Origin of the sequence: Mycobacterium sp. (assembly GCF_032159775.1) — a bacterium.
GTDB lineage: Bacteria > Actinomycetota > Actinomycetes > Mycobacteriales > Mycobacteriaceae > Mycobacterium.
The window spans coordinates 1-26,590 of sequence record NZ_JAVHWK010000029.1 but is presented as its reverse complement, the minus strand read 5'-3'; the positions used below and the strand labels follow the sequence as shown (position 1 = coordinate 26,590).

Genomic DNA, 26,590 nt, shown 5'->3' with positions numbered 1-26,590 from the left:
GAGGCGCGTCGTCCTCGACTCGGGCCGGCGCGTAGGTCCCGCCCCGAGGGAGGGCTGCGAGCGGTGACGGATGCGACGTATCCGGACTGGGATGCGGTCTACCGGGACAACGCCAGCTGGGTGTACCGGCTGATGTACTCGAAGGTGGGTAACCAGCCCGACGCCGAAGACCTCACCGCCGAGGTGTTCATGACGGCGCTGAAGCCGCTGCGGGTGTCGGCGACGGTGCCGGAGGTGCGCAAGTACCTGAAGATGACGGCACGCACTGTGCTCGCGTCCTTCTGGCGAGACCGGATGGGCAGGCAGATAACCACCATCGATGACGACGTACCCGACCAAAGCGAACGAGAAGTCGTCGAATCGGATGCACCCGACCGCGTGCGGCAGGTGTTGACGACGTTGCCGGAGCGGTATCGTCGCATCCTGGAACTCCGCTTCCTGCAGGCCTTCTCAGTTCGCGAGGCCGCGGGGCAGATGGGTGTCAGCGTCGCGAACGCCAAGGTCTTGCAGCATCGGGCAATTCAGATGGCTGCGCAGATGAACCAGGAGGCGCTGTGAGCGGACGACCAGTGCGCCGCTTCGTGGACGGGTTGCTGCAAGGCCGGCGCATCGAGCGGGCACGCCCCGACGATGTCGAGGCCCAGGAAATGAAGACGGCCATCGAACTGCGTGCCGCCCGCACAGGCAGCGACTCGCCGCGCGAGGATTTCGTCACCGACCTGCACCGCCGGTTGGCCGACCAGATGGGCGACGCACCGCAGGCCGAAAGCCGGTCGTCGTGGGGGCCGTCGGGCACCCGTCGGCAGGTCGTCATCGGCACCGGCCTCGCGGCTGCCTCAGCGGCCACCGGCATCGTCGTCGGCCGCAACCTGTTGGTACCCCCGCGTGCCCCTACCGAGGCGTCACCACCCGCACAGGGCGTACTCGACCCGAATGCCGGTGCGTGGCATGCCGTGGGTGCCAGTGCCGACCTGCCCAAGGGCGGCGCGATGGCATTCGATCTCGGCTCGGTGAACGGGTTCGTCCACCGCGCCGACGCGAAGGTGGAGGCGGTCTCGGGGGTGTGCACCCATCAAGGCTGCAAGCTGTGGTTGGACGCTCCGGACAGTCGGCTGCGTTGCCCGTGCCATTCGACGTCGTTCTCACTGGAGGGTGAGACGGTCACCCATCAGCTGCCGACGGCACCGCCACCGTTGCCGAAGTTCGAGGTGCGCGAAATCAACGGCGTGATCGAAGTATTGGCCCCAACCGAACCCGCATGACCACGGTTGGTGGCAGGGTCGGGGAATGGACCAGAAGCCGCCAACCCCCGTCATCGAGTCGGCGAACCGCGCTCAGCACGACCATCTTCCGTTCGACGACACACGTGATTTCACCGATGCGGACAAGGGATTCATCGGCGCGATGGAGCCCTGCGTCGTCAAGGCGGCCGACGGACGGGTGGTTTGGGACAACGACCTCTACGCGTTTCTTTCAGGCGATGCGCCGACGTCGGTGCACCCCAGCCTGTGGCGGCAAAGCCAACTCGCCGTAAAACAGGGGCTCTACGAAGTCGTCGAAGGCGTCTACCAGGTGCGTGGTCTCGACCTTTCCAACATCAGCTTCATCGAGGGCGACACGGGCGTCATCGTCATCGATCCGCTGATCTCGACCGAGACGGCCGCTGCCGCGCTTGCGCTGTACCGCGAGCATCGCGGCGATCGGCCCGTTGTCGCAGTCATCTACACGCACAGCCACGTCGACCACTTCGGGGGCGTGCTCGGCGTCACCACGCAGGCGGACGTCGACGCGGGCAAGGTCGCCATCATCGCGCCCGAACACTTCGTCGATCACGCCGTGCAGGAGAACGTCTATGCCGGCACCGCGATGGCGCGGCGGGCGGCCTACATGTACGGCGCCGTGCTGGCGCGTGGACCGCAGGGACAGGTGGGTTGCGGGCTGGGTCAGGTGGGGTCGACGGGTGAGGTGGCGCTCATCGTGCCGACACTCGACATCCGCGAAACCGGTGAAAAGCACACGTTCGACGGCGTCGAGATCGAGTTCCAGATGGCGCCGGGAACCGAGGCGCCCGCCGAAATGCACTTCTACTTTCCGAAGTTCCGCGCGCTCTGCATGGCCGAGAACGCCACCCACAACCTGCACAACCTGCTGACGCTGCGCGGCGCACTGGTGCGTGACCCGCACGGGTGGGCGGGTTATCTGACCGAGGCCATCGACACATATTCCGACCGCGCCGACGTGGTGTTCGCGTCTCACCACTGGCCCACGTGGGGCAAGGACCGCATCGTCGAATTCCTCTCGCTGCAAAGGGATCTGTATTCCTATCTGCACGACCAGACGCTGCGTCAGCTGAACCAGGGCTACACCGGGATCGAGATCGCCGAGACATTCCAGATGCCGCCCGCGCTGGAGAAGGCGTGGCATGCGCACGGGTACTACGGTTCCGTCAGCCACAATGTGAAGGCGGTCTATCAGCGCTACATGGGCTGGTTCGACGGCAACCCCGGCCGGCTGTGGGCACACCCGCCAGAAGCGATCGGGCCGCGATACGTCGAAGCGATGGGTGGCGTCGACCGCGTCCTCGAGACTGCCCGAACCGCCTTCGACGAAGGTGATTTCCGTTGGGTCGCAACGCTACTCGACCACGTCGTCTTCACCGACAAGGGGCATGTCGCGGCCCGGGAGTTGTACGCCGACACCCTCGAACAGCTCGCATACGGCGCCGAAAACGCCGTTTGGCGCAACTTCTTCCTGTCCGGGGCGACGGAGCTGCGGGAAGGGAACTTCGGCACGCCGACCCAGACGGCGTCGCCGTCGATCATGGGACAGCTGACACCAGAGCAGATGTTCGACACGTTCGCGATCAACATCAACGGCCCTCGCGCCTGGGATCTCGACGTCGCCGTCGACGTGACATTCCTCGACACCGCGACGAACTACCGGCTGACACTGCGCAACGGCGTGCTGGTCCACCGCAACCTGACAGCCGACGAGTCAACCGCGCAATCGACCGTCAAGCTGGCGAGCAAGATGCGGCTGCTCGCGTTCGCGGTCGGCGACGTCGACTCGCCTGGCCTGGAGATCACCGGTGATGCCAACGCGCTGCCGTCGATCATCGCGGCGGTGGATCGGCCGGATCCGGGCTTCAACATCGTCGAGCCGTAGGGTCAAGGCATCCCGCCGTCGACTCGGATGATCGACCCGCTGGTGTAGCTGGACGCATCTGACGCCAGATACAGGGCGGCGCCGACGATCTCGGCCGGATTGCCCAGCCGTTGGAGCGCGAAACTCTGTGCGCCCTTCGTCGTCGCGGGGATGTCCCACGCCTTGCTGACGTCGGTCAGGAACGGACCGGGCATCAACGTGTTCACCCGCACGGTAGGCCCGAGCGCCAGGGCGAGTCCCTCGGTCAACGCGTTGAGCCCCGCCTTGGCCGCCGAATAGGGCAGCTGTTCGGGCCGGGGCCGCCGCGAGCCGCTCGAGCTGACGTTGATGATCGACCCGCCACCGTCGGCCATCATGCGCTGGCCCACCAGCGTCGACAATCGAAACGGTCCCTTGAGGTTCAGGTTGATGACGGCGTCAAAGAGCTTCTCGGACACCGAGTCCAGGGATTCGTACAGAGGTGACATCCCGGCATTGTTGATGAGCACGTCGACCTTGCCGAAGCGTTGGTATACCGCATCCACCAGACCGTCGAGCTCATCCCACCGGCCGACGTGCACCTGATAGGGCATGGCGGCGCGGCCGGTGGCCGAGGTGATTTCCTCGGCGGTGGACTGACACGACTCCATCTTGCGGCTGGCGATCACGACGTCGGCGCCGCACTGCGCCGCGGCGAACGCGATCTCTCTGCCGAGACCGCGGCTGCCTCCAGTGACCAGCACCACCCGGTCGGTCAGGTCGAACAGTTCGTCGGCGTAGCCCATATCAGCTCTCCTCGCTTTGGTGGCCATATGGTGTCACGGTGCAGTTGCTTCTCATCCGTCATGCGTTGCCGCACCGCAGTGAGCCTGGCGAGGGTTCCGATCCCGACTTGTCCGCCGACGGTGTCGAGCAGGCCAACCGGCTGCCTGATGCGTTGGCGCGCTTCCCGATCACCCGCCTGGTCAGCAGCCCGCAGCGGCGCGCGGTGCAGACCGCAGAACCGGTGGCTGCGGCGCGAGGACTGACGATCGACATCGATGAGCGGCTCGCCGAGTACGACCGCGATCTAGCGCACTACATCCCGATCGAGCAGATCGCCGCCGAGTATCCCGAGGAGCTGGCCCGGCTGGCCGGCGGTCACCTGCCGAGCACCGTCGACGAAGAGGCCTTCCTGGCCCGCATCAATGAAGGAATCCGAGACATCGCCGTTGCAGGCGACCACGAGGACACCGTCGCGGTCTTCAGTCACGGCGGGGTGATCAACGGACTGCTGCACGGCATCCTGCGCACGGAAAAGGTCCTCTGCGTGAACGTCGACTACGCCGGCATCACGCGGCTGCTGTCCTCGCGCAGCGGCGACCTCTATGTCGCCGCGGTCAACGGCACCGAACACGTATGGGACCTGCTGCCGCGAAATCAGCGGTGGTAGACAAGTCCGGTGACGACTTCGCTGGAGGGGCTCGACCTCGCCGCCCTCGATCGCCATCTCAGGGAGGTGGGCATTCCGCGCAGCGGCGAGTTGCGGGCTGAGCTGATTTCCGGCGGTCGGTCCAATCTGACGTTCCTCGTGGGCGACGACGAGTCGAAATGGGTGCTGCGCAGGCCACCGCTGCACGGCCTGACACCGTCGGCGCACGATATGGCCCGCGAGTACCGGGTCGTGGCCGCCCTTGCCGACACCCCGGTTCCGGTCGCTCGCGCGGTCACCATGCGCAACGACGACTCCGTCGGCGGCGCACCGTTCCAGATGGTCGAGTACGTGCCCGGCCTGGTCGTCCGGCACACCGACGAACTCGAGGCGCTGGGTGACAAGGCGGCGATCAGTAGCTGTGTCGACGCATTGATCAAAGTGCTCGCCGACCTGCACGCGATCGATCCGGCGGCCGTCGGGCTGGGCGACTTCGGCAAGCCGGGAGGCTATCTGGAGCGCCAGGTGCGGCGGTGGGGCTCGCAGTGGGATCTGGTCAAGCGCGAGAACGATCCCTTCGACGCCGACGTCCGACGACTGCATTCTGCGCTCGCAGAAGCGATTCCGGCACAGAGCCGCGCCTCGATCGTGCACGGCGACTACCGCATCGACAACACGATGCTCGACGTCGACGACGCCACCAAGGTGCTTGCGGTGCTGGACTGGGAGATGTCCACTCTGGGCGACCCGATCAGCGACGCCGCGCTGATGTGCGTGTACCGCCATCCATTGTTCAACGTGATCCACGCGAGTTCGGCATGGGCGTCGCCGCTCATGCCGGAGGCGCACGATCTTGCGCAGCGCTATTCGCTTGCGGCCGAACAGTCTTTGGACAACTGGGACTTCCATATGGCCCTCGGCTACTTCAAGGTGGCGATCATCGCCGCGGGTATCGCGTTCCGGGCGAGGATGGGTGGCGGAGTTGCGGCCGACACCGATCAAGTCGACCAGGCGGTCGGCCCGTTGATGGCCGAGGGGCTGAGTGCGCTGGGGCGCTAGGTGGGGTCATCGTTTTCTTCTCATTGCGTGATGTGTCAACTAACGGTGATGATGGGAGCCATGGCCCAGCGCCGATGGCTCACCGCCACGCAGCAGCGGACGTGGCTCAACTACATACAGGTCTATCTGCGGCTCGAGTACGAGATGAACCGGCAGCTGCAGGCTGACTCCGGAATTTCGCTCGCCGAGTACACCGTGATGACTGCGCTGTCGAACGAGCCGGGGCGCCGGTTGCAGTCCAGCACATTGGCCACCCGGATCGGCTGGGAACGCAGCAGGCTGTCGCATCAGCTCCGTCGTATGGAGGGCAGGCGGCTCGTCGAGCGAATCGGCTCGAAGTCCGACGGCCGTGCCACCGACGCCAAGCTCACCGCGCAGGGCTGGCGGCTGCTGCAGTCCGCCGCCCCCAAGCATGTCGACCTGGTTCGCACCCTGTTCTTTTCCGACCTCGACGACGCGGCCGCCGACCGACTGGCCGACCTGCTCGGCAGCGTCTACGAGACCATCCTGCGGAACGGGACGTTGCCACGCCCCGATTGACCCGGGCACCGGGATCAGACTTGCGCTTCGCCGCCGTCGACGAACAGTTCACTGCCCGTCATGAAGCTGCTGGCGTCGGAGGCCAGGAAGGCGACGGTCGCGGCAATCTCGCTCGGATCGGCCACCCTCTTCATGACCACACCCTCGGCCATCTGTGCCAACAACGCGGATTCGCCGCCTGCGGGTGCCAGCCCGACCAACCCTGGGGTCTCGACCGGACCCGGGACCAGTGTGTTGACTCGGATGCCGCGATCGGCCAGCTCGACGGCCATGGTGCGGCCCAGCGATCGCACCGCCGCCTTCGATGCAGCGTAAAGACCGAACGCGGGCGTGCCCTTCGACGCCGCCGTCGAGCCGGCCAGGATGACCGACGCTCCGCGATTGAGCAACGGAAGGACCTTCTGCACTGTGAACAGGGTTCCGCCGACGTTGCGGTTGAAGGTGTCGAGATAGTTCTCGACGGTGACGTCGGCGATCGTCCCGAATTCTCCGCCGCCTGCGTTCGTGAAAACCACATCGAGTCCGTGGCCGTGCCCCTGGATCGCGTCCACGACCGCATCGATGTCGGCGAAGTCGCTCACATCGCTCACCACACCCGTTGCGCCATGGCCGAGCTGGGCCGCCGCCTCGTCGAGCCGTTGTCGGCTGCGTCCGGTGATGAAGACGTGTGCACCCTCCTGGGCGAGCCGGCTCGCGGCCGCCAAGCCGATGCCCGACGTGCCGCCGGTGACCAATGCGACCTTGTCCTGTACCACACCCATGATGTCCGCCTTCGAATCTGTTACGTGACGTATCACGTTAATTTGTTTACGTGACGTGTCAACAAAACTGGGGAGGATCTATTCCACCCGTAGTGACGAGGCGATCCGCCTATTAAGGGCGCGCCTTCAAATTCTTCTTCGCCGCTCGGCGGAGCTGCACGATGCGGGCGGTGCCCACCGCAACGGTCAGCAGGCCACCTCCGACGGCTGACAGCAGTATCGCGACGCCCAGTGGCAGGTTCCAGTTCCATCCGAAGAAGTTGATGGTGATGGAGTTGGTGTTCTGCATGATGAACACCAGCAGCAGGATCAGAATCAGGAACCCGATGATCAGCGCCGACCACAGCGCGGCCGCACGAGTGAAGTGCACCGCGGACTCCTGGCGATGCGCCGGCTCGGCGGGCACCCCGGAAAGTTCTGCCAGCGGCGGTGGCGCAGGCTCGCCGGGTAGCGGAGAATTCGCGGCTAACGGCCGGTCGGGATCGCTGGTCATGGGTTCATCTTTGCCCCTTCAGCCGGATAGTGAAACAACTCGTCACTTTCACGCTGAATGTAAAGCGCGGCGGGTGGCCACACATGCCGATAGTGTCCGATGAATCTATGGGCTGAGAGGACACGGGGAATGTCGAGCGGTAGGTCGAAGACACGTAGGTGGCATCTGGGCTTTCTCGCCGCCTTGATAGTCCTCATCACGGCGGCGTGCGGAAGCTCTAACCCGCTGGGCGGGGGCGAGATCTCCGGCGATCTCAAGTCGATCAAGGTCGGGTCGGCCGACTTCACCGAGAGCAAGATCATCGCCGAGCTCTACGCACAGGCGCTCGAGGCCAACGGCTTCACCGTCACCCGCCAGTTCGGCATCGGCAGCCGGGAGACATACATCCCTGCGGTCCAAGACCATTCGATCGACCTGATCCCGGAGTACACCGGTAATCTGCTGCAGTACTTCGACAAGGAAACCACCGCCACCACCCCGGACGCGGTGTTGCTGGGACTGCTCAAAACACTGCCGGGCGACCTCTCGATCCTCTACCCCTCGCCTGCCGAGGACAAGGACACGCTCGCCGTCACAGAGGCGACCGCGCAGCGGCTGAACCTCAAGTCGATCGCGGATCTGGCTAAGGACTCCGCGCAGGTGAAAGTCGGTGCTCCCTCGGAGTTCCAGACCCGGGTGACCGGCCTGGTCGGGCTCAAGGACAAGTACGGCCTTGACATTGCGCCCGCCAACTTCATCGCGATCAGCGACGGCGGCGGACCCGCGACCGTCAAGGCGCTCACCGGCAACACCGTCACCGCCGCGAACATCTTCAGCACGTCGCCGTCCATCGAGCAGAGCAAGCTGGTGCCGTTGAAGGACCCCAAGAACGTCTTCCTCGCCGCGAACGTCGTGCCCCTGGTGGCGTCGCAGAAGATGTCGAATGAACTCAAGACCGTGCTGGACGCCGTCAGCGCGAAGCTCACCACCGACGCGCTGATCGACATGAACACCGCCGTGGAGGGCAACCAAGGCGTCGATCCGGACGAGGCGGCGGAAAAGTGGATCAAGGACAACGGCTTCGACAAGCCCGTGCAGAAGTGAGCGCATGATCACCTTCGAGAACGTCACCAAGAAATACCCGGACGGCACCGTTGCGGTCGACGACCTGACGCTGGAGGTGCCGGAGGGGACGCTGACCGTGTTCGTCGGTCCGTCCGGCTGTGGCAAGACCACGTCGATGCGGATGATCAACCGGATGATCGACCCGACGTCGGGCACGCTGACGGTCAACGGGGAGGACGTCACCAAGGTCGATGCGGTCAAGCTGCGGCTGGGGATCGGTTACGTGATCCAGAGTGCCGGGCTGATGCCACACCTTCGGGTGGTCGACAACGTGGCGACGGTCCCGGTGCTGCGCGGTGAGTCCCGGCGAAGTGCGCGCAAGGCCGCGCTGGAGGTGATGGAGCGCGTCGGGCTCGACCCCAAGCTGGGTGACCGCTACCCAGCTCAGCTGTCGGGCGGTCAGCAGCAGCGCGTCGGCGTGGCCAGGGCGCTGGCCGCCGACCCGCCGATCCTCCTGATGGACGAACCGTTCTCCGCGGTGGACCCCGTGGTACGCGAGGATCTGCAGACGGAAATCCTGCGGCTGCAAAGCGAACTCCGCAAAACCATCGTGTTCGTCACCCATGACATCGACGAGGCGGTCAAACTCGGCGACAAGGTCGCGGTGTTCGGTCGGGGTGGCGCGCTGCTGCAGTACGCCGACCCGCAGTTCGTGTTGTCGAACCCCGCCAACGAACTGGTGTCGGGATTCGTCGGCGCCGACCGCGGCTACCGCGGTCTGCAGTTCTTCCGTGCCAGCGACCTGCCGCTGCACGACATCAACTCAGTCGCCGAGGATGACCTCGACGCGCTTAACCTCGGGCCCGACGAGTGGGCGCTGGTCATCAAGGACAGCAAGCCGTTCGCGTGGATCAACGCCGATGGCGTCGACGTCCACCGCAACGGCAGCTCGCTGTATGACAGCACCGTCGGCGGCGGGTCGTTCTTCCGGCCGGACGGAACCCTGCGACTCGCGCTCGACGCGGCGCTGTCCTCACCGACCGGGCTCGGAGTGGCGGTCGACGAGGACGGCACGTTGATCGGCGGCGTACGCGCCGACGACGTCCTCGAACTACTCGACAAGCAGCGGCGCATCCCGGAGGTGGGGTAGCCGGTGCGCTATCTGTTCACCCACCTCGACGACCTGTGGATCCTCACGGTCATCCACCTGCGGTTGTCGCTGATTCCGATCGTGCTCGGGCTGCTGATCGCCGTGCCGCTGGGTGCACTCGTGCAGCGCACCACGGTGCTGCGACGGCTGACGACGGTCACAGCGAGCATCATCTTCACGGTTCCGTCGCTGGCGCTGTTCGTCGTGCTGCCTCTGTTCATCCCGACGCGAATCCTCGACGAAGCCAACGTGATCGTGGCGCTGACCCTCTACACGGTCGCTCTGCTGGTACGTGCGGTGCCCGAAGCGCTGGACGCGGTGTCACCCGCGGTGCTCGACTCGGCGACCGCGGTCGGCTACAAACCGCTGACCCGGATGCTGAAAGTCGAGCTGCCGCTTGCCATCCCGGTGCTCATCGCGAGCCTTCGCGTGGTCGCCGTCACCAACATCTCGATGGTGTCGGTCGGCTCGGTGATCGGTGTCGGCGGCCTCGGCACCTGGTTCACCGAGGGGTATCAGGCCAACAAGAGCGACCAGATCATCGCGGGCATCATCGCGATCTTCGTGCTGGCGCTCGTGATCGACACCCTGATCATGCTTGTGGGCAAAGCGCTCACGCCGTGGACAAGGGCGACCAGCACACCCAAGGCGGCCAAGCCGACAGCGGGGGCGGCGGCATGAATTTTCTGCAGCAGGCGCTGTCCTTCATCTTCACCGCCGCGAACTGGGCTGGGCCCGCGGGTCTGACGGCCCGCATCCTCGAGCATCTGCAGTACACGGTGATCGCCGTGATCTTCTCGGCCCTGATCGCGGTCCCGCTCGGCATGGTGATCGGCCACACCGGACGCGGCACCTTCCTCGTCGTCTCCGGCGTGAACGCTTTACGCGCGCTGCCGACCCTCGGCGTGCTGCTGCTCGGCGTGCTGCTGTGGGGTCTTGGTCTGATCCCGCCGACCGTCGCGCTGATGCTGCTCGGCATTCCACCACTGCTGGCGGGCACCTATTCGGGCATCGCCAACGTGGACAGGGCGGTGGTCGACGCGGCTCGATCGATGGGCATGACCGAGCGCCGGGTGCTTCTGCGCGTCGAGGTGCCCAACGCCATGCCGTTGATCCTCAGCGGTCTGCGCACCGCGACTCTTCAGATCGTCGCAACCGCAACCGTTGCCGCATATGCAAGCCTCGGCGGCCTCGGCCGCTACCTCATCGACGGCATCAAGGTCCGCGAGTTCTATCTCGCGTTGGTCGGTGCGCTGATGGTGACCGCGCTGGCGTTGATCCTCGACGGCCTGATGGCTTTTGCGGTGTGGGCATCGGTGCCAGGCAGCGGTCGCTTGCGGAACATGCCTGCGCCGTTGCTGGATGACGAGGTCGCACTCGAATCTCGCGCACCGTCGAGAAATCGGACGCAGAGCAGTTTCTCAGCGGGCTACGAACGAAGCGGTCCGTCGCCTACGGTAGATGGGTGAGTGCAGCTCCCGCTCCCTGGCCCGCCGTCCTGACTTGGCGCGCACACGACGTTCCCCGGATGGAATCGGTGCGGGTGGCGCTGTCCAACAACCGGATCAAGGCTTACGGCCGGATCGTCGCGGCGGCAACTGCGATTCATCCGGCGTTCTCCGCGTCCTACGATCTCGTCACCGACGAATCCGGGGCGACCAAACGACTCTCCTTGACCGTCACTCTGGCCGAGCGCGAGCGGCAGCTGTCCATCGCCCGCGACGAAGAGAACATGTGGCTGGTTCAGGATCATGGCGGCACGTCTAGCCGCGCGGCGTACGACGGTGCGCTGGACGTCGACGTGATCTTCAGCCCGTTCTTCAACGCGCTGCCGATTCGGCGGACAGGCCTGCATCAGCGCAGTGATTCGCTTGCGGTTCCAGTTGTCTACGTGTCGCTACCCGACCTGACGGTGAACCCAGTGACGACCAGTTACAGCAGTGCGCCTGACGGCATCAAGCTGCATTCGCCGGTGGCCGAAACCACAGTGACGGTCGACTCGGACGGCTTCATCCTCGACTATCCCGGACTGGCAGAGCGGATTTGATCACCCCGCCGGCTCGACCGGCGGCAGCCAGCGCGTCGCGCCAGCCGTCTTCGCCGATGACGATCGTGACGATCTGAGACCGGCGGAAGCCCGAGAACCGCATCCGTGAGGCGTGGCCTTCCTCGACCAGGTCGGCAACCGATCCGTCGGCGGCGAGAGACTTGCGCGCCTTGGTGAGCAGGTCGATGGAGCGATCGAGCGCAGGCACCAATTGCTCGGAATTCGCTTCGCACATGGCGCGCACCAGATCCGGAGCGGTGGCCGCCACCCGGGTTCCGTCGCGGAACGATCCTGCGGCCAGCGCGAAGGCGAGCGGCACCTCGCCCGCGGTGGCAGCCAGAGTTTCGGCGAGCAGGTGAGGAAGGTGCGAGATGGCGGCCGCCGCCGCGTCGTGCTCGTCAGATTTGGCGGGCACCACAACGGCTCCGCAGTCCAAGGCCAACTCCATCACCGTCGCCCAGACCTCCGGGTCGACGTTGTCGTCGACGGACAGCACCCACGGCGCGTCGGTGAACAATTCCGGATCGCCGGCGGCCCAGCCGGAGTGCGCGGTGCCTGCCATCGGATGCCCGCCGACGAAGTTGGTCGCCAGCCCGGCCGACTTCACCAGGTCGAGCACGGCGACCTTGACGCTCGTGACATCGGTCAGCGGGCAGTGCGGTGCGAGATCGCGGACGCGCTCCAGCACGATCGGCAGGGCAGGCACGGGCACCGCCACAACGATCAGCGCACCGACGTCTGCAGCCCGCTTCAGCGCCGTTTCGATGTTCTCGGTCGCGTCGAAGCCGTCTGCGATGGCCGCCTTAACGCTTTCCAGCGACCGGTTGTAGCCGAAGACTTCGCGGCCGGCCTGAGACGCCGCGCGCATCACCGAGCCGCCGATCAGGCCGAGACCCAGCACGCAAACGGGCGGTTTCGTCACGGCATCAAGGGTGGCACACGATCTTGTTCGTCGGACGCGCGGCTGGCGTCGATTGCTGGTCAAATGCCCTGGTCGGGGACTAGCGTAAGCGCCCATGGGACCACAGCGGGCACCCGCGAAGGACGCCGACGCGCTGGACGGCTTCGGGGTGGCCGTCGTGCGCGAAGACGGCAAATGGCGCTGCTCGGCGATGCGTCCCGCCGCCTTGGCCAGCCTGGCTGCGGCCGAAACTGAATTGCGTGAACTGCGCAGCGCAGGCGCGGTTTTCGGGCTGCTCGACGTCGACGACGAATTCTTCGTGATCGTCCGGCCCGCGCCTGCGGGCACCCGTCTGTTGCTGTCGGATGCCACCGCGGCGCTGGACTACGACATTGCCGCCGAGGTCCTCGAGAAGCTCGACGCCGATATCGAAGCGGACGACCTCGACGACGCGGATCCTTTCGAAGAGGGCGATTTGGGGTTGCTGTCCGATGTCGGTCTGCCCGAGGCGGTGCTCGGCGTGATCATCTCGGAGTACGACCTCTACGCCGATGAACAGCTGGGCCGGATCGCGCGGGAAATGGGCTTCGCCGAGGAACTGGCCGCGGTGCTCGACCGCCTCGATCGGTGACCGACGAAGACCTCATCCGCGCCGCTCTTGACGCTGCATGCAGCGCGGACCCGGCCGATGTGCCGATCGGGGCGGTGGTCGTCGGGCGCGACGGAACCGAGTTGGCGCGGGCGGCCAACGCGCGTGAGGCGTCTGGGGATCCAACGGCGCACGCCGAAATACTGGCCATCCGGGCCGCGGCCGCTGTCCTCGGCGATGGCTGGCGACTCGAAGGCACAACGCTGGCCGTGACGGTCGAACCGTGCACGATGTGCGCCGGTGCGCTGGTGATGGCCCGGGTATCCCGGCTGGTCTTCGGGGCGTGGGAACCCAAGACCGGGGCGGTGGGCTCGCTGTGGGATGTGGTGCGCGACCGCCGGTTGACCCATCGACCCGCCGTGGTGGGCGGCGTGCTGGCCGACGAGTGCGCGGCGCCGCTCGAGGCGTTCTTCGCCAGGCAGCGATTGGGATAGACGGTTCGATGTTCGGTAGGCTGCCACACGGTGGCGTGTCCGAGCGGCCTAAGGAGCACGCCTCGAAAGCGTGTGACGGGTAACCCCCGTCCGAGGGTTCAAATCCCTCCGCCACCGCCAAGCTTTTCGGCCTGTTTGCGCAGGTAAACGGTGCGTTCTCATGCTTGCCATTTAGGATGCGGCGGACGGCTTGGCCTACTGGACGGTCAGCGATCCATGCATGCTGGCGTGGTACTTACAGTGAATCGGGTAGGTGCCGGGCGTCGTTGGAGCGGTGAAAGACTGTTTGCCGCCGCCCCCAGATATCCGGATGTCGAACAGGTTGTTTTCGTCGGCTGTGACGGTGTGGTTTGTTTCGTCCTTATTGATGATGGTCAGCTGCTGACCGGGTCGGACAGATGGGGGCGCGCTGAACGCCATGTTCGAAATTAGGATCTCGCCGCTGGCGGCTTCGGCGGCCGGTGAACTTGGCGCCGCCGGCGGCGGCATCTTTGTTATTGAGGACAGCCCGTTTGGGCTTGCGGGAGCAGAAGAGGGCGGCGACTCGTTGGTTCCGCCGCACGCGATCAGCATTGCGACGGAAAGCAGAAGCGACGACATCAGGGTCACGATGCGCATCATGTCGTGGCTCTCCTCCTGGGTAAGCCAGCGTGATTAACTTCGATTTGTCCGACAGATTTACTTTAACCAGCTCGTCTTTACAACCCGACCGAAATTCCAATTACGCAGGTATTGAATCGTGCAGCTCATCAGACGACTACTTAAAACAGTGTCGCCAACCTTTGACCTCGCTCTGGCCGCAGACTGTCCTCCGAGCCCATCTACAACGAGTCGGCCAGCCACCTGTGGGGAGTGTGGCGGGCCGAACAATAAATCAGACGACGGTGACGGCTAAACGGGTCCCTCTTCAATGCCAGATCTTTGGCGCCCGGAAGGATCGAAGCTCTCTCGGACGTGGAGCCGATTGCCATGGTTTGGTTAGAAGTCAGAGGGCAGTCGCAGCACGGTGCCGGGGTGAATAAGGTCGGGGTCGTCACCGATGATGTGTCGGTTGGCCTCGAAGATCGGCTCGAAGCCGACGCCGATGTATAGCGGCGCTTGCGCAACGGCGATGCCGGACAGTGTATCGCCGGGTTGCACGGTATACAGGAAGTAGCTGCGGAACCCCGGCGCGATGGCGGTGCCATAGAACACCGGCACGGACACCCTCGGGGGCGCCTCGTCGGCGCCGGTGCTCGGCCCCACCTGTACAACCCCTCGATTGGTCGGCGGTGGTTCGGGCAAAGGGATGCTGGCGTGCCAGGCCGAGGTCAAGTTCGAACTGGTGACGGCGGTTTCAACCAGGACCTGGCCGTTCCCGTCGAGCACCCGCACGTCGATGACGGCTTCGAATCCGCCGCCCGACCCAGCAATCAGCAGTGGGTTGCCGACCAGGTCGTTGGCTCGTGGCTGGTCCAGACGAAAGCTCTCCGACATGAGCGGAACACCTTTCCGGGAGTTACTGAAGCGGCAAACCGTACGCTCCAAGCGTGGCACCAATCCGACATGTAGATCGGAAATTGCTCAGCCAAGGTGTTTTGGCCCCGAGGGCTTCAAGCTGCTCCGTGGAGTGGTGCTGAGGTCAACCGGTGGTGATCATCGAACCGACCACCGTGGGCACACTTGCGCCTGAACCCGGGCAATCGCAGAAAATCTCAACAAATGTCATTTCGCAGCTCACAAGCGGTTCGGCTACCTGACCGGGGGTAAGCCGAGGGTTCAAATCCCTCCGCCACCGCCAAATTTCTGCGGCGCCCAGGTGTTCAGCTACATACCCAGCCGACGACCCGACAGCCGGCGCCGTATTGACTGCATGTGATCAATGCCCTGTTCGCCGCGCCGGCGCTGCTGTGGTCCCGGCCCCATCCCCACGACGTGTCGAGTGATTGGGCGACCGCGCCGCATGCGTTGGTGAAGTTCAGGACTGCTCGGCAATCGCGTGCTTTGCACAGCCCGATGGCCGCCTGTTGGGCGTCGGCAGCCGAGTTGAGGCCCTTCGAGTAGCCCACCCTGCCGGTATCCGGTGAGATCGCGATCGCCCCCCACCCCAGGGCTCCGGCAGTCGGTGCGGTAATTCCCATACCTCCGAACAAGCCGACGGCCAACATCAAGACCGCAAGCAGACGCCGGAGAGCCACCCGCATGAGACCGGAGCCTATTAGCCCCGGCTTTGCCGAACAGGCAGACACGCCGAAGGCGGCCTTCGTGGGCCCGTCGGGGCATCGAGCCGGCTGATCATCTTTCTTCGGCGCTGGACGATTGCCCGGTGAAGCATTTTCCACACGGACCGCAGCGTCACAGAAGCGTAATCTGCGCTCGCGCAGTCTTCGAATACGCAGCGGGTCAACGCATTTCGCAAATAGCTACGTTATCTTAACGCGGTTATTGCTCGTCGAAGGTGAGCCCCGCCTACGGCATGGAGACGGCGAAACCTCGCACATGGGTAGGCTTTATGAGTCGGGGGATGATCCCTTCATGCCGCCCGAACGACAAGGTACAGCTCATGGATGACGACGGGATGCAATATTCCGACAGGGGCGACATCGCCACGGACGTCAGCCAACGGATAGCCATGGTTCGTCACTTCGCGTCCACCGGGCAACTGCCGTTCTTCCAGCAGATCGATTCTGTGACCCCGCCGACGGTCAGCGTGGCAGGGCGAGAGTGCGTGCTGCTCGGTTCGAACTCCTACATCGGCCTGTCGAAGCATCCCGACGTCATCGCGGCGTCCGTCAAGGCGACTGAAGACTTCGGGGCGGGCACCACGGGTAGCCGACTGCTCAACGGCACTTACAGCTTGCACGTCGCGCTCGAACAGCAGATCGCGAAGTGGCTCGGCCGCGAGGCTGCTGTCGTATTCACCACGGGTTATCAGACCAACGTCGGCACCATCCAGGGACTCCTCGGGCCGGACTGCCTCGCCGTCGTCGACTCCTATGTGCACGCCTCGATTCGAGACGGGGTGCGCCTGAGCCAAGCCGTGGAAGCCAGATTCGCCCACAACGACGCCGCGTCGCTGGCTGCGGCGCTACGCAGCCACGCAGGCACGCAGTTCCGGCGGATCTTGGTTCTTGTCGACTCGCTGTACTCGATGGAGGGTTCCACCGCCCCCCTCGAACGAATCATCGCCGTCTGCAAGGACGCAGGCGCGATGCTGATGGTCGACGAGGCGCACGGGGTCGGGGTGTTCGGACCCACCGGCGCCGGCCTGGCCGAACGAAACGGGGTCGTGCACGAGATCGACATCCTGATGGGCTCGCTGTCGAAAGCCATCGGCGGGTTGGGCGGATTCATCGCCGCTTCGCAGGACATCGTCGACGAGATCCGGCTCAGCGCTCGGTCCTTCTGGTTCAGCACATCTGGAACTCCGGGCTCCATGGCGGCCGCCGCCGCCGCGATCGAGGTCATTCAGGGCGACGAGGGACGAGAACGCCGCGGTCGACTCGAGCGCAATGCCCGTCTCATCCGCGAGGCGCTCGCGCCCCTCGACGTCGCCCTGCACCGCCCAGACGAACTCAGTCCCGACTGGTCCCCGATCATTCCCATTCGGTTGTTCGACGAATTGCGCACCGCTCTGAGCTGGCACAAACTCAGAGACGCAGGAATTTTCGTCACCCCGGCGATCTACCCGGCGGTGCCGTTGGGCAAGCCGATCCTGCGCGTGTGCATGACCTCTGAGTTGAGCCAGGAAGAGGTCCTCTGGTGCGCTGATCTGCTCACCGAAGAACTCTCCTGGGCCCTGGCACACGCATGAGCGAAGGGCTCCGCCTCGCCATCACCGGCGGGACCGGCGATTTCGGCCGCTCCTTTCTGAGCTGGGCGCTGCGCAGCGACGACGTCGCAGACGTCACCGTGCTCGGGCGCCGGCCCACGGGCACAGAACACCCCAAGCTGCGCGAAACGTTCCTCGACCTGAGCGCACGGTTCGACCTCGACTCGGTCGCCGGTTACGACGCACTGGTTCATCTGGCCTATTGCGTCGAAGAGCCCAGGGACAAACGCCAAGCCTTTCAGGTCAATGTGGTCGCGACGCGGACGCTGCTCGACGAAGCTAGCCGGGTGGGTATCGGCCATCTTGTCCTCACGTCGAGCGCGAACGCGCTTGGTGTGGCAGCCTGCGGTACAGGCAGACAAATGCCCGAGGACAGTTATCCCGCTGGGGACCAGAACCCCGACAATTACTACTTCTATCACAAGGCTCTTCTCGAACACTTGGCAAATTGGCACTGGGCCAACGCCTCCCATGTGAGCATCGATCTGACCGTGGCGCGACCCTGCTACATCGTCGGCGAGCACTTCGACAACTCCGGCCTTCGCGCCTTCCTCGCAAAGTCCGTGCTCTACCCCGAACCGACACGTTCCTACTACCAATTCCTTTGGGACACAGACTTGGTGGACGCTTATGTCACCATCCTCAGACAGCGGCTCACCGGCATCTACAACATTGCGCCCGCAGACCATACGAGCGTTCGGGAGATCAGCTCGATCAACGGATCACGACTGATCTCCGGCCCGCTGGGCCTGCTGAAGAACGGCGCAGACCTGCTGTTCCGCTTGCACCTTGCGCCCTTCTCCGGGCACTGGGTGACGCTCGGCGACCCGCTGCTCGACTCGAGGCTGCTGCGATCCACGACCAACTGGCAGCCGTCTACGACTTCTGCCGAAGCTCTGCAGAGGTACATCGCCGTAGTGACCTGAACCATTGTCTGCCAACCTGATTCAGCCCAAGTCGACGAAGGAGACCGCGATGGATCGCAGCCGGCTCGAAGCACGACTGTCTTATGTGCCCGCAGTCAGCCGTCACCTTCCCGAACTCGGTGCCAAGCTGGAGGCGCTGGGGCTGATGGCCGCCGAAGTCCCGGCGACCGGCGTCGTCGATCTGTGGAAGGAACATGACGGCCCTCGGCTCACCGCGCCGACCGACCTCGGCGGCCTAGGGGCGACCTGTGTGGAAACGGTTGAGCTGCAACGCGGTATCGGTTACCTGAGTCCGTCGCTCGCCGCCGCCAGCACCATGCACTATCTTTCCGTCGCCGGCCTTGCCGACTTCGCCAAGACCACCGACGAGGAGACCGTGGGATTGATCAAGTCGCTGATCGAGAACCGCACGGTCTTCGCGTCGGGTTTCTCGGAGGGCACCATTTCCGGCAGTGTCTTTCGTCCCACGATGGCGGCGACCCCGGCCGACGGTGGCTATACGGTCACTGGGCGCAAGAAGCCGTGCAGCCTGGCGGAGAGCATGGACTGCGTCATGGCGAGCGTGCTCCTCGATGACACCAAACAGCGGGCCATCATGCTGATTTGGAACGGCAGCCCCGGGCTCAGCGTGACTCCGCTGTGGACCAGCTCGCCGCTGTCTGCGGCACAAACCAACGAGGTGATCTTCCAAGACGTCTTCGTGCCGAACGAGTTGATGATGGTCAGTGATGTCGAAGATCCGGAGGGGCGCAACGAGAAGTCGGGCTACGTGCTGTTCGGCTTGATCATCACGGCCGGCTACGTCGGGGCAGCAACCCGGCTCGCGCTCAAACTCGTCGATCGTCCCGGCTTCACCGCGGCCGATTTCGTCGAATTGTTCTCGCCGGTCGAAGGAGTGTGGCGCGCGATGCGGATGATCGCCGAGCGTTACGACGCCGGCGACCGGAGCGACGCGCTCTTCGCTGACCTGTTGTGGGTCCGGCTCGGTCTGCGCGACCAGCTTCAGACCTGTGTGGCCAGAATGGTTTCGCGGGTGGGCGGCGTCGCCTTTGCCACTGATCCCGAGATCGCCTACCTCTCCTCATGTATCTCGGCATACTCGTTCCACCCGCCGACGCTGCGGGAGTCCGGCACCTTTCTGCTCGACCATGAACTGCGCGGCGAGATCAATCTGACCGCCGAGTGAAGCGGCAGTTCTAACCGTCGAGCCCGACCTTCGCGTGGAGCGTGGCGAGCGGCCCCGGCGCCCACCAGTTCCACCGGCCCGCAAGCTTCATGACCGCCGGCACCAACACCATTCGTACGAGCGTCGCGTCCACCACGACGGCGAGTGCCAGACCGACCCCGATCATCCTCAAGAAGGCGACCTGGCCGCTGCTCAGCGCCGCGAAAACGATCACCATCAACAGTGCGGCCGCGGTGATGACGCGGCCGGCGCCGGCAATGCCGAGCGCGACCGACTTCGCGTTGTCCTCGCTGCGCTTCGGTGAGGCCAACCAATGTTCCCGGATCCGGGACAGCAGGAACACCTCGTAGTCCATGGACAGCCCGAACGCGGTGGCGAACAGGAACACCAGCACGTCCGCGACCAGGGTGCCCGTCGCCGTGGTGCCGAGTCCGCCAAGGTGCCCTTCCTGAAAGACCCACACCAACGCACCGAGCGTGGCCGACAGCGACAGCGTGTTGAGGACCAGCGCCTTCACCGGAAGCAGAAGACTACCGGTGAGCAGGAAAATGAGCAGGACGGTTGTCGTCGCGACCAGGCTGAGCACGATCGGCAGGAGGCGGACGATTTCGTCCACCGAGTCCTGGTTGAGCTGGTTGGGCCCGGTGAAGAGGGCCTCGGCGCCGCCCGGCACCGCAACGGCGCGCAACCGGTCGAGTTCCTCACGGGACTGCGAGTCCGACGACGGGTTCTCGATCGCCACCGACAGCGACACGCTCCCGTCCTCAACCCCGGTTGCGGACGCCGGTGGTCCGACGGCGCGGCCCGCAACGTAGGAACCGTCAGGTGCGGACACGGCGACGACCCCGGGAACCTTGGAAAGCGCCACGGCATAACCCGTCAGCTCGTCGCCGGTCAGACCCCGCGCGTCCGGAATGACAATCGATGTGGCCGTCGCCTCGTTGCCGGGAAATTCCGTGCGCAGCGTGTCACCCACCTGCCGTGACTGGGCGCTCGTGGGAAGCACCCGGTCGTCTGGCAGTCCGAAGCGCGCGCTGAGGAATGGGGCGCCGAGCAGTAGCAGTAGCGCCACCACCGCCAACGCGCACGGGAAAGCGTGGCGCATGACGAAAGTGACCGTCGAGTACAGCCAACTGTCCGTGATGCTCTGCTCTTTGGCCTTGTGGCGAAACAAGTTTCGAATGTTCAGCGACTCGATCCGGTCACCGAGTAGCTTGATCACCGCAGGGGCGACGACGACGGCGTACAACCCGGCGAGGGCGACCACCCCGCAACCCGCGTAAGCCATCGAACGCAGGAAATACATCGGGAACACCGCAAGTGCGCCCACCGCGAGGAACACGGTGCACGCCGAGAACAAAATCGTCCGCCCGGCAGTCGCCACCGCGCGGCGCAAGGCTTCGTCCCGATTGCCGCTCTGGGTGTGTTCTTCCCGATAACGGCTCACGAGCAGCAGCGTGTAGTCGATCGCGAGAGCCAGGCCCATCGCCGTGGTGAGGTCGAGCGCGAAAATTGACACGTCGGCGAAAAGGGTGATCCCGCGAATCATGCCGAGAGTCCCGATGATGGCCATCACGCCCACCACGAGTGGCAGTAGAGCGGCGAACAACCCGCCGAACACCCAGACGAGAACAATGAGCGACAGCGGCAGGGCGATCAGTTCGGCGCTGAGCAGATCCTTCTCCGATTGCTCGTTGATCTCCGAGGCCACCATCGCGGTCCCGCCGGCCAGCACGGTCAGACCGTCGTGCTCGCCGCTGACGCGGTCCGCCACGTCCTTCGCGTACTTCGGCGCGTTGTTCTCGCCGCCCGAGACCCGTGCGATCACAAGGGCCGTCTTGCCATCCTCACTGATCAACCCTTCCCTGCGTGCGGACTTGTCATCCCAGGGCGACACGACGCCGCTGATATACGAGGCGTTGCTCACTTCGTCGACCAGGCGGCGGCCGGCTTCTGCCGCCGCCGGCTCGAGCACGCCGCTCGGGCTGCGGACCACCAGGGTCAGGTCCATGTTCCCCAAACCGAATTTCTCGGTGAGCACCTTCACTCCCCGAGCTGACTGGGAACTCGGATCCTGGAAGCCGCCCGCGCCGAGGTGTTCGGCGACGTTTGCGCCGAAAACCGCTGCCACGACGGTCAACAGCATGACGACGAGGAGGACTCGTTTGGGGGCTGCGATGACTACGCGGGAGATCATCGTGAGCACACCGCGCATGGTATCGGTCCGACCGCCGGCGAACCGCCGTCCTAGAGCTACCTCTCGCTCGTACGCCGGTATCTGAGGAAGAGGTACGAGTCACACAGCAGCGCATGGCGGAGTTCCAAGGAAGCCGGGACGGATTGTTGACTCGGTGTGCGAGCGCCGACGGGTTGACTGCCGGCGAGCCGTGGCGCGATGGTGACGCAGATTTCGTCGACGACATCCGCGTCGACGAGCTGATCGAGAAGAGTAGGGCCGCCCTCGCACAGGATCCGCTCCATGCCGAGGGCACGAAGCTGCTTTATCGCCGCGTCGACATCGACCGTGTCCTCGCCCGCCACCAGAAGTCTCCAGCGCGGGTCTCTGTCCAACGAATGGGCTCGCACAGCGCTGGCACTGGTCACCAGGATCGGGGGCGACGGGGCGTCAACGAACAACGTCGGCGGGAGTTGTCCAGTTCGGGTGACGACCGCGATCGGTGGCGCCGCGAGCCCGCGATCCGCCCCGCGCAGCGCTTGCTGGGCTTCAGTAAAGCGGGCCGGGCCGTATCGCTCGGCGCGCGCGGTGCCTGCTCCGACCAACACGACGTCGGCGAACGCACGCAGGTCGCGCAGTAGGTTTTGGTCTGCGGGGCAAGACAGTGTGCCTGCGCGTCCGCGGAACGCCGCGGCGCCGTCGGCGCTGAAGATCATGTTCGCGCGCACACCGTTGGGTGCATCGGCATAGAGCGCTGACAGATCGGAAGGATCGTCGATGGTCGTGACAGTCATGCTTCGTGTCCCGGTTCAAGATCGCGCACATCGGCGAATGAAACCCAATCTCGAGTCATATCAGAAGCGTCGCCATCGGTGGGTTCAAGAAGATGGCCGACGTGATCGCCGACGTCGAACCGCTCGAGGATGCGGCCGACGAACCATGCGGAGGCGGCAGTCAGTATCGGCAAACCCGAAGGGCCGGTCTCCCAGGCGCACCGGGCGAACTTGTCGATTTCGTCGCTGGTCTCGCTTCCAAAGAGTTGTGCGACCGCGAGCTGCTTGCGGGACAGCACGTGCACGGCTAGATGGGTCGCGTGTTCAGCGGTGCGGAACGTGTGGTTTCGCCTCGATAGGCCGATCAGGAACCGGGGAGGATTGATGCTGGTTTGGCTGGCAAAACCGATCAGACAACCTGCGGCGGTTCCATCGTCGGCGGTCGATTTGGTCGTCACCACGAACATCGGATAGTTCAGCGCCGCGACGATGTCGTTGAAGGCTTCTGATCCACTCATCGTCCGAGGATATGGCTGCAGACCCGGATTGTGCGGCACCGCCGACATCATCACTACGATCGGCTTATGGCCGGTGAACTTCCGATTTCCGATGTCCCGTTCACACACGACCCCTGGGTCGCGGCGCAGGAACGCTACGACACGATGCCCTACCGGCGAGTGGGCACCTCCGGGCTGCTGCTACCCGCGATCTCACTCGGCCTTTGGTACAACTTCGGGGATAACCGGCCGTTCGACGGTCAACGCGAAATCCTGCGGTACGCGTTCGATCACGGCATCACGCATTTCGACCTTGCCAACAACTACGGCCCGCCGTACGGTTCGGCAGAAGAGAATTTCGGCCGAATGCTGCGCCGCGACTTCAAGCCCTACCGCAACGAACTCATCATCTCCACCAAAGCCGGCTGGGACATGTGGCCGGGTCCGTACGGCCAACTCGGTGGTCGGGCCTACGTGCTCGCCAGCCTCGACGAGTCGCTCGACCGCCTCGGACTCGACTACGTCGACATCTTCTATTCACACCGCATCGATCCGGTCACGCCGCTCGAGGAGACCATCGGCGCCCTCGACACCGCGGTGCGTGCGGGTAAGGCCCGCTATGTCGGGATCTCGTCGTACTCGGCTCCCAAGACAGCCGAGGCGGCATCGATCGCACAGCGGCTGGGAACACCGCTGGTCATTCACCAGCCGTCGTACTCGCTTCTCAATCGGTGGGTCGAGGGTGATCTCATCACCACGCTCGCCGATGCAGGGATGGGCGCTATCGCCTTCACCGCTTTGGCGCAAGGCCTGCTGACCGATCGCTATCTGCAGCAGCCGCCGTCCGACATCGCCCGCGCGACGGCGCGTCCCACCTTCGACGATGAGCTGGTCACCGAGCAGGTGCGCGAGCGGCTGCAGGGTCTGGCCGGCATCGCCAAGCACCGTGGTCAGAGCCTGGCGCAACTGGCGCTGGCATGGGTGCTACGCGATGATGCGGTGGCCTCGACACTGGTCGGCGCATCGAGCGTCGAGCAGCTGCAGGAAAATCTCGGAGCGCTCGACAACCTCGCGTTCACACCGGACGAGCTGAGCGAAATCGACACCTACGCAACGGAATCCGGTGTCGACCTGTGGCGCGAAAGCTCCGACATCTAATCGTCCTCAGCCGCTGCCTCCGCCTCTAGGGCAGCACCGTCTTCATCAACATCACGTTGTAGTCCGACCACAGCGACAGGTTGTAGTAAATCTCCTTGCCCGTCGACCACGGGTGCAGCAGCGGCGCGTAGATGCCGCCGGGAAAATCGTTGGCCGAGACGAGCATCTGCTCGGGTCCCCACGGTCCCTGCGGAGCGGGCGCAGTCCTCGCCACCACATCGTTGTTGCCGTTGCAGTACAGCGCCAGGAACTGTTTCAGATAGGTGTTGTACTGCACCGACATCTCACCCACCGGCGCCGGGATCACCGGCTGCGCGGCACCCGGGTTCTGCGGCACCCAGTTTCCGCCGTCCCAGTACTCGTAGCGGCTCAACTCCGGCACCATGGACTGGGGGACTCGCGAGACAAACGCGGGGCCGCTGCGTCCGGACGGGGTGCCATACGAGTAGAGGAATCCGTCGCCGGGCTTGAGGAATGCGCCGACCTGAAACTTCTCCCCGCCGGGAACGTAGGGGACCCGCGGCGTCGCGTCTCCCGATGCGGGCCGAACACTCTGGGGATAGACGCCCCAGTGCTCGCCGTTATCGGGTGACACTGCGATCGCCGAGAAGTTCGTCGTCCACGAACCAGGCGCGTCCCAACTCCTGATCGACATGAAGCTCATGTATTGCGTTGTGCCCACGGCGATTCCGGAGGTCGGAATGATGCCCGTCTCCGACGGTGCGAACTTGATGCTGTTGATGACCTGCTTGGACAGCGCGGGCGCCCACAGCGGCGAACCGGAGTACTTGTTGTTCACCACACCATTGGGGATGCTGACCGTTTTCTCCAAGGCGCGGTCGCTGGTGCGGAACATCGTGTTGTACCGCCACTGCCTGCCTTTCACGCTGCAGTAGCCGATCGTGTCGCCGAACGCCATCAGCACCTGCTTGTTTCCCGGATCCCCGTTGTCCCACATGATTCCGAGGTCGGTTCCGGTGATCGCGAAGCGCTTGATGGTGTCGTTGGGACTCTGCGGTCCGGTCACCCAGCCGACGAGCGACGTTCCCGGTGCCGGGCCCGGTGCGGGAGGCGGCGCAGGCGCGGGTGCAGGCGCGGGTTGAGCAATGGCCGCCGCATCGGGAACCGGCGCAGGCACGGGTGGAGGTGCCACTCCGGCCTGCTGCTGCACACGACCCGACTGCGGCATGAATGAGCTCATAAGCGACCGGGACAGCCTGCCCAGGTTGGGCAGCGGCGCGCTGTCGTTGGCCTTGGAGGGTCGATGGCCGATCGGGGGGCCGCTGACACCGGGCACTTCCGGAGTCGCTGCGGAGTTCGGCGCCGTCGGAGGTTGGGCCTCCGCAGCAGCCCCGGTGCACGGTTCCGCAGCGGCGGGCGGTGCAACGACGATCCCGAAGACGAGCCCGACCGCGGCCACCGACGCCACCGGTATCGATGCGATTCGAGCAAACGGCGACATGTCACACCTTTCAGGGGGCAGTACGCCGCAGTTGACGTCCCGCGCTAGCTGATGTGACCATAGTGATTCCTGGGGCTGATGAGACCAGTGATGTACTGAAAGGTATCGATCCGTGATCGTGTCGATACCCGAAACGGCCCGAAGGCCCGCCGCGGGGACTTACATCGTTGTAACTCGGCTAGAGCTTACTGATCGCGAAAGCCGCTGCCTGGTCGGTCATTCCGTTCTTGTTGTACAGGCTGTGGTTAGCGCCGTCGCCGCTGCCCGAGCAGATCGGGTCGTTGGTGATACACAGGTCCAGCGTCTTGGCCGCGTACAGGTCGCCCACCTCGACCGGCGGCGTCCCGATGAGCTCCATGAACTTCGGCGACGGCTTGCCGAGAAGCACCACCGCGGCAACGTGCTCGGCGATCGCGGGCGGCATCGGATCGGGCACGTCGGCCGCATCCGCTCCGCTCGGCACGGCCTCCGATGTGACGAAGCCGGCGACGGCGGCGCCTTGGGAGAATCCGCCGAGCACGATCTTGGTATCGGGGCAGGCCGCCGCCGTCGATTCGATGCGATTGGCCGCATCCCTGATGCCCTGGACAGCGGTGGGGAAGTCGGTGCTGGCGGGGTAGTTGACCGGATAGACCGATACCGATTTACCCGATGCCTTTGCACGCACCGCGTCGACGAATGACTGCCCGATGCCGCCGAGACCTGGGGGTTCGAATGTGCCTCTGGCGAATACCACCTCGACATCGGGGCACGGCGCCGCGGCCGCAGACGGGAAGGGTGCGGCAAGCAGCGCTCCCGTCGTCACCGCTGCAACGCCCAGCACCCGGGTCAGTTGGCATGGGCTCACGCTTTCCACTCTTACACAGGTCGCAGGCCCCGCTCCGCAGAACTAGGCTCACCTGCGATGAAGCGAATTCTGACCGCGGCAGCGCTCTCGGCCGCCGCGCTCACAGGTGCGCCGTCGGCGC

At 65.0% G+C, this 26,590-nt stretch carries 29 protein-coding genes and 1 tRNA gene; 18 read left to right on the top strand and 12 right to left on the bottom strand.

Features of this window, described 5'->3' with window-relative positions:
• Positions 1 to 63 precede the first annotated feature (63 nt).
• The 3 genes from QOJ24_RS03375 to QOJ24_RS03365 are packed head-to-tail and all read left to right on the top strand — an operon-like array spanning position 64 to position 3,165.
• Entirely contained in the window at positions 64 to 558 is a 495-nt protein-coding gene (locus tag QOJ24_RS03375) for an RNA polymerase sigma factor (RefSeq protein ID WP_526259092.1), read from the top strand.
• Positions 555 to 1,262: a Rieske (2Fe-2S) protein gene (locus QOJ24_RS03370; RefSeq protein ID WP_526259091.1), complete on the top strand. Its 708-nt coding sequence runs from the start codon at positions 555 to 557 to the stop codon at positions 1,260 to 1,262. The genes QOJ24_RS03375 and QOJ24_RS03370 overlap by 4 nt, the downstream gene beginning before the upstream one ends.
• Positions 1,263 to 1,287: 25 nt before the next feature.
• A complete protein-coding gene (locus tag QOJ24_RS03365; protein ID WP_526259089.1) occupies positions 1,288 to 3,165 on the top strand; it encodes an alkyl/aryl-sulfatase in 1,878 nt (625 codons plus the stop codon).
• A gap of 2 nt (positions 3,166 to 3,167) precedes the next feature.
• Here QOJ24_RS03365 and QOJ24_RS03360 read toward each other — a convergent pair whose 3' ends face one another.
• Complete coding sequence (locus QOJ24_RS03360; RefSeq protein WP_526259121.1) at positions 3,168 to 3,929, bottom strand: SDR family NAD(P)-dependent oxidoreductase; 762 nt, start codon at positions 3,927 to 3,929, stop codon at positions 3,168 to 3,170.
• A 38-nt stretch (positions 3,930 to 3,967) separates the two neighbouring features.
• Here QOJ24_RS03360 and QOJ24_RS03355 point away from each other — a divergent pair, with 38 nt between their 5' ends.
• The 3 genes from QOJ24_RS03355 to QOJ24_RS03345 are packed head-to-tail and all read left to right on the top strand — an operon-like array spanning position 3,968 to position 6,154.
• On the top strand, positions 3,968 to 4,576 hold the full coding sequence (locus QOJ24_RS03355) for a histidine phosphatase family protein (protein WP_526259087.1): 609 nt from the start codon (positions 3,968 to 3,970) through the stop codon (positions 4,574 to 4,576).
• 9 nt (positions 4,577 to 4,585) lie between these two features.
• Entirely contained in the window at positions 4,586 to 5,614 is a 1,029-nt protein-coding gene (locus tag QOJ24_RS03350; protein WP_526259085.1) for a phosphotransferase family protein, read from the top strand.
• 60 nt (positions 5,615 to 5,674) lie between these two features.
• On the top strand, positions 5,675 to 6,154 hold the full coding sequence (locus tag QOJ24_RS03345; RefSeq protein ID WP_526259083.1) for a MarR family winged helix-turn-helix transcriptional regulator: 480 nt from the start codon (positions 5,675 to 5,677) through the stop codon (positions 6,152 to 6,154).
• A gap of 14 nt (positions 6,155 to 6,168) precedes the next feature.
• Here the strand turns inward: QOJ24_RS03345 and QOJ24_RS03340 are convergent, their stop codons facing one another.
• A complete protein-coding gene (locus tag QOJ24_RS03340) occupies positions 6,169 to 6,915 on the bottom strand; it encodes an SDR family NAD(P)-dependent oxidoreductase (RefSeq protein ID WP_526259081.1) in 747 nt (248 codons plus the stop codon).
• A 112-nt stretch (positions 6,916 to 7,027) separates the two neighbouring features.
• A complete protein-coding gene (locus tag QOJ24_RS03335) occupies positions 7,028 to 7,408 on the bottom strand; it encodes a LapA family protein (protein WP_526259079.1) in 381 nt (126 codons plus the stop codon).
• Positions 7,409 to 7,537: 129 nt separating this feature from the next.
• Between QOJ24_RS03335 and QOJ24_RS03330 the strand changes: the two genes are divergently transcribed.
• The 5 genes from QOJ24_RS03330 to QOJ24_RS03310 are packed head-to-tail and all read left to right on the top strand — an operon-like array spanning position 7,538 to position 11,649.
• A complete protein-coding gene (locus QOJ24_RS03330) occupies positions 7,538 to 8,491 on the top strand; it encodes a glycine betaine ABC transporter substrate-binding protein (RefSeq protein ID WP_526259077.1) in 954 nt (317 codons plus the stop codon).
• 4 nt (positions 8,492 to 8,495) lie between these two features.
• Positions 8,496 to 9,602 (top strand): ABC transporter ATP-binding protein, encoded by a 1,107-nt coding sequence (locus QOJ24_RS03325; protein ID WP_526259076.1) that lies wholly within the window; start codon positions 8,496 to 8,498, stop codon positions 9,600 to 9,602.
• 3 nt (positions 9,603 to 9,605) lie between these two features.
• Positions 9,606 to 10,283 (top strand): ABC transporter permease, encoded by a 678-nt coding sequence (locus tag QOJ24_RS03320; RefSeq protein ID WP_526259074.1) that lies wholly within the window; start codon positions 9,606 to 9,608, stop codon positions 10,281 to 10,283.
• Positions 10,280 to 11,071, top strand: coding sequence for an ABC transporter permease (locus QOJ24_RS03315; RefSeq protein WP_526259119.1), 792 nt, complete (start codon positions 10,280 to 10,282; stop codon positions 11,069 to 11,071). Before QOJ24_RS03320 ends, QOJ24_RS03315 begins: the two co-directional genes overlap by 4 nt.
• Positions 11,068 to 11,649: a putative glycolipid-binding domain-containing protein gene (locus QOJ24_RS03310; protein WP_526259072.1), complete on the top strand. Its 582-nt coding sequence runs from the start codon at positions 11,068 to 11,070 to the stop codon at positions 11,647 to 11,649. The genes QOJ24_RS03315 and QOJ24_RS03310 overlap by 4 nt, the downstream gene beginning before the upstream one ends.
• On the opposite strand, the gene QOJ24_RS03305 is transcribed toward QOJ24_RS03310, so the two are convergent.
• Positions 11,612 to 12,571: a prephenate dehydrogenase gene (locus tag QOJ24_RS03305; protein ID WP_526259070.1), complete on the bottom strand. Its 960-nt coding sequence runs from the start codon at positions 12,569 to 12,571 to the stop codon at positions 11,612 to 11,614. The genes QOJ24_RS03310 and QOJ24_RS03305 overlap by 38 nt on opposite strands.
• A gap of 94 nt (positions 12,572 to 12,665) precedes the next feature.
• Between QOJ24_RS03305 and QOJ24_RS03300 the strand changes: the two genes are divergently transcribed.
• The 3 genes from QOJ24_RS03300 (at position 12,666) to QOJ24_RS03290 (ending at position 13,753) form a co-directional block, all read left to right on the top strand.
• Positions 12,666 to 13,181: a tRNA adenosine deaminase-associated protein gene (locus QOJ24_RS03300; RefSeq protein ID WP_526259068.1), complete on the top strand. Its 516-nt coding sequence runs from the start codon at positions 12,666 to 12,668 to the stop codon at positions 13,179 to 13,181.
• Positions 13,178 to 13,633, top strand: a complete 456-nt coding sequence (locus QOJ24_RS03295) for a nucleoside deaminase (protein WP_526259066.1) — start codon at positions 13,178 to 13,180, stop codon at positions 13,631 to 13,633. The genes QOJ24_RS03300 and QOJ24_RS03295 overlap by 4 nt, the downstream gene beginning before the upstream one ends.
• Before the next feature lie 29 nt (positions 13,634 to 13,662).
• Positions 13,663 to 13,753 (top strand) — tRNA-Ser (locus tag QOJ24_RS03290).
• Positions 13,754 to 13,828: 75 nt separating this feature from the next.
• Here QOJ24_RS03290 and QOJ24_RS03285 read toward each other — a convergent pair.
• The 3 genes from QOJ24_RS03285 to QOJ24_RS03275 form a co-directional block, all read right to left on the bottom strand.
• A complete protein-coding gene (locus tag QOJ24_RS03285) occupies positions 13,829 to 14,254 on the bottom strand; it encodes a cupredoxin domain-containing protein (protein WP_526259064.1) in 426 nt (141 codons plus the stop codon).
• A gap of 357 nt (positions 14,255 to 14,611) precedes the next feature.
• Complete coding sequence (locus tag QOJ24_RS03280) at positions 14,612 to 15,109, bottom strand: LysM peptidoglycan-binding domain-containing protein (RefSeq protein WP_526259062.1); 498 nt, start codon at positions 15,107 to 15,109, stop codon at positions 14,612 to 14,614.
• A 326-nt stretch (positions 15,110 to 15,435) separates the two neighbouring features.
• Complete coding sequence (locus tag QOJ24_RS03275; RefSeq protein WP_526259060.1) at positions 15,436 to 15,816, bottom strand: DUF4189 domain-containing protein; 381 nt, start codon at positions 15,814 to 15,816, stop codon at positions 15,436 to 15,438.
• A 359-nt stretch (positions 15,817 to 16,175) separates the two neighbouring features.
• On the opposite strand from QOJ24_RS03275, the gene QOJ24_RS03270 reads away from it, so the two are divergent.
• The 3 genes from QOJ24_RS03270 to QOJ24_RS03260 are packed head-to-tail and all read left to right on the top strand — an operon-like array spanning position 16,176 to position 19,556.
• Positions 16,176 to 17,426, top strand: coding sequence for an aminotransferase class I/II-fold pyridoxal phosphate-dependent enzyme (locus QOJ24_RS03270; protein ID WP_526259058.1), 1,251 nt, complete (start codon positions 16,176 to 16,178; stop codon positions 17,424 to 17,426).
• Positions 17,423 to 18,370: an NAD-dependent epimerase/dehydratase family protein gene (locus tag QOJ24_RS03265; protein ID WP_526259056.1), complete on the top strand. Its 948-nt coding sequence runs from the start codon at positions 17,423 to 17,425 to the stop codon at positions 18,368 to 18,370. Before QOJ24_RS03270 ends, QOJ24_RS03265 begins: the two co-directional genes overlap by 4 nt.
• Before the next feature lie 49 nt (positions 18,371 to 18,419).
• Positions 18,420 to 19,556 carry an acyl-CoA dehydrogenase family protein gene (locus QOJ24_RS03260; RefSeq protein ID WP_526259054.1) on the top strand — a complete coding sequence of 379 codons (1,137 nt, stop codon included), beginning with the start codon at positions 18,420 to 18,422 and terminating at the stop codon, positions 19,554 to 19,556.
• Between the two features lie 10 nt (positions 19,557 to 19,566).
• Here QOJ24_RS03260 and QOJ24_RS03255 read toward each other — a convergent pair whose 3' ends face one another.
• The 3 genes from QOJ24_RS03255 to QOJ24_RS03245 are packed head-to-tail and all read right to left on the bottom strand — an operon-like array spanning position 19,567 to position 23,023.
• On the bottom strand, positions 19,567 to 21,753 hold the full coding sequence (locus QOJ24_RS03255; RefSeq protein WP_526259117.1) for an MMPL family transporter: 2,187 nt from the start codon (positions 21,751 to 21,753) through the stop codon (positions 19,567 to 19,569).
• 56 nt (positions 21,754 to 21,809) lie between these two features.
• A complete protein-coding gene (locus QOJ24_RS03250; protein WP_526259052.1) occupies positions 21,810 to 22,526 on the bottom strand; it encodes a pyrimidine reductase family protein in 717 nt (238 codons plus the stop codon).
• Positions 22,523 to 23,023, bottom strand: a complete 501-nt coding sequence (locus QOJ24_RS03245; RefSeq protein ID WP_526259050.1) for a flavin reductase family protein — start codon at positions 23,021 to 23,023, stop codon at positions 22,523 to 22,525. The genes QOJ24_RS03250 and QOJ24_RS03245 overlap by 4 nt, the downstream gene beginning before the upstream one ends.
• Before the next feature lie 66 nt (positions 23,024 to 23,089).
• Between QOJ24_RS03245 and mgrA the strand changes: the two genes are divergently transcribed.
• Complete coding sequence (mgrA, locus tag QOJ24_RS03240; RefSeq protein WP_526259048.1) at positions 23,090 to 24,160, top strand: L-glyceraldehyde 3-phosphate reductase; 1,071 nt, start codon at positions 23,090 to 23,092, stop codon at positions 24,158 to 24,160.
• Positions 24,161 to 24,185: 25 nt separating this feature from the next.
• On the opposite strand, the gene QOJ24_RS03235 is transcribed toward mgrA, so the two are convergent.
• Positions 24,186 to 25,622 (bottom strand): DUF4185 domain-containing protein, encoded by a 1,437-nt coding sequence (locus QOJ24_RS03235; protein WP_526259047.1) that lies wholly within the window; start codon positions 25,620 to 25,622, stop codon positions 24,186 to 24,188.
• A gap of 178 nt (positions 25,623 to 25,800) precedes the next feature.
• On the bottom strand, positions 25,801 to 26,469 hold the full coding sequence (locus tag QOJ24_RS03230) for a cutinase family protein (protein ID WP_526259045.1): 669 nt from the start codon (positions 26,467 to 26,469) through the stop codon (positions 25,801 to 25,803).
• Positions 26,470 to 26,590: the final 121 nt, after the last annotated feature.

Coding starts and splice junctions, on each gene's coding strand:
- QOJ24_RS03275 (WP_526259060.1), bottom strand. CDS start 15,816: ATGCGGGTGGCTCTCCGGCGTCTGCTTGCGGTCTTGATGTTGGCCGTC.
- QOJ24_RS03335 (WP_526259079.1), bottom strand. CDS start 7,408: ATGACCAGCGATCCCGACCGGCCGTTAGCCGCGAATTCTCCGCTACCC.
- QOJ24_RS03345 (WP_526259083.1), top strand. CDS start 5,675: ATGGCCCAGCGCCGATGGCTCACCGCCACGCAGCAGCGGACGTGGCTC.
- QOJ24_RS03235 (WP_526259047.1), bottom strand. CDS start 25,622: ATGTCGCCGTTTGCTCGAATCGCATCGATACCGGTGGCGTCGGTGGCC.
- QOJ24_RS03360 (WP_526259121.1), bottom strand. CDS start 3,929: ATGGGCTACGCCGACGAACTGTTCGACCTGACCGACCGGGTGGTGCTG.
- QOJ24_RS03340 (WP_526259081.1), bottom strand. CDS start 6,915: ATGGGTGTGGTACAGGACAAGGTCGCATTGGTCACCGGCGGCACGTCG.
- QOJ24_RS03260 (WP_526259054.1), top strand. CDS start 18,420: ATGGATCGCAGCCGGCTCGAAGCACGACTGTCTTATGTGCCCGCAGTC.
- mgrA (WP_526259048.1), top strand. CDS start 23,090: ATGGCCGGTGAACTTCCGATTTCCGATGTCCCGTTCACACACGACCCC.
- QOJ24_RS03255 (WP_526259117.1), bottom strand. CDS start 21,753: ATGATCTCCCGCGTAGTCATCGCAGCCCCCAAACGAGTCCTCCTCGTC.
- QOJ24_RS03315 (WP_526259119.1), top strand. CDS start 10,280: ATGAATTTTCTGCAGCAGGCGCTGTCCTTCATCTTCACCGCCGCGAAC.
- QOJ24_RS03285 (WP_526259064.1), bottom strand. CDS start 14,254: ATGATGCGCATCGTGACCCTGATGTCGTCGCTTCTGCTTTCCGTCGCA.
- QOJ24_RS03325 (WP_526259076.1), top strand. CDS start 8,496: ATGATCACCTTCGAGAACGTCACCAAGAAATACCCGGACGGCACCGTT.
- QOJ24_RS03330 (WP_526259077.1), top strand. CDS start 7,538: ATGTCGAGCGGTAGGTCGAAGACACGTAGGTGGCATCTGGGCTTTCTC.
- QOJ24_RS03280 (WP_526259062.1), bottom strand. CDS start 15,109: ATGTCGGAGAGCTTTCGTCTGGACCAGCCACGAGCCAACGACCTGGTC.
- QOJ24_RS03250 (WP_526259052.1), bottom strand. CDS start 22,526: ATGACTGTCACGACCATCGACGATCCTTCCGATCTGTCAGCGCTCTAT.
- QOJ24_RS03265 (WP_526259056.1), top strand. CDS start 17,423: ATGAGCGAAGGGCTCCGCCTCGCCATCACCGGCGGGACCGGCGATTTC.
- QOJ24_RS03270 (WP_526259058.1), top strand. CDS start 16,176: ATGGATGACGACGGGATGCAATATTCCGACAGGGGCGACATCGCCACG.
- QOJ24_RS03365 (WP_526259089.1), top strand. CDS start 1,288: ATGGACCAGAAGCCGCCAACCCCCGTCATCGAGTCGGCGAACCGCGCT.
- QOJ24_RS03245 (WP_526259050.1), bottom strand. CDS start 23,023: ATGAGTGGATCAGAAGCCTTCAACGACATCGTCGCGGCGCTGAACTAT.
- QOJ24_RS03300 (WP_526259068.1), top strand. CDS start 12,666: ATGGGACCACAGCGGGCACCCGCGAAGGACGCCGACGCGCTGGACGGC.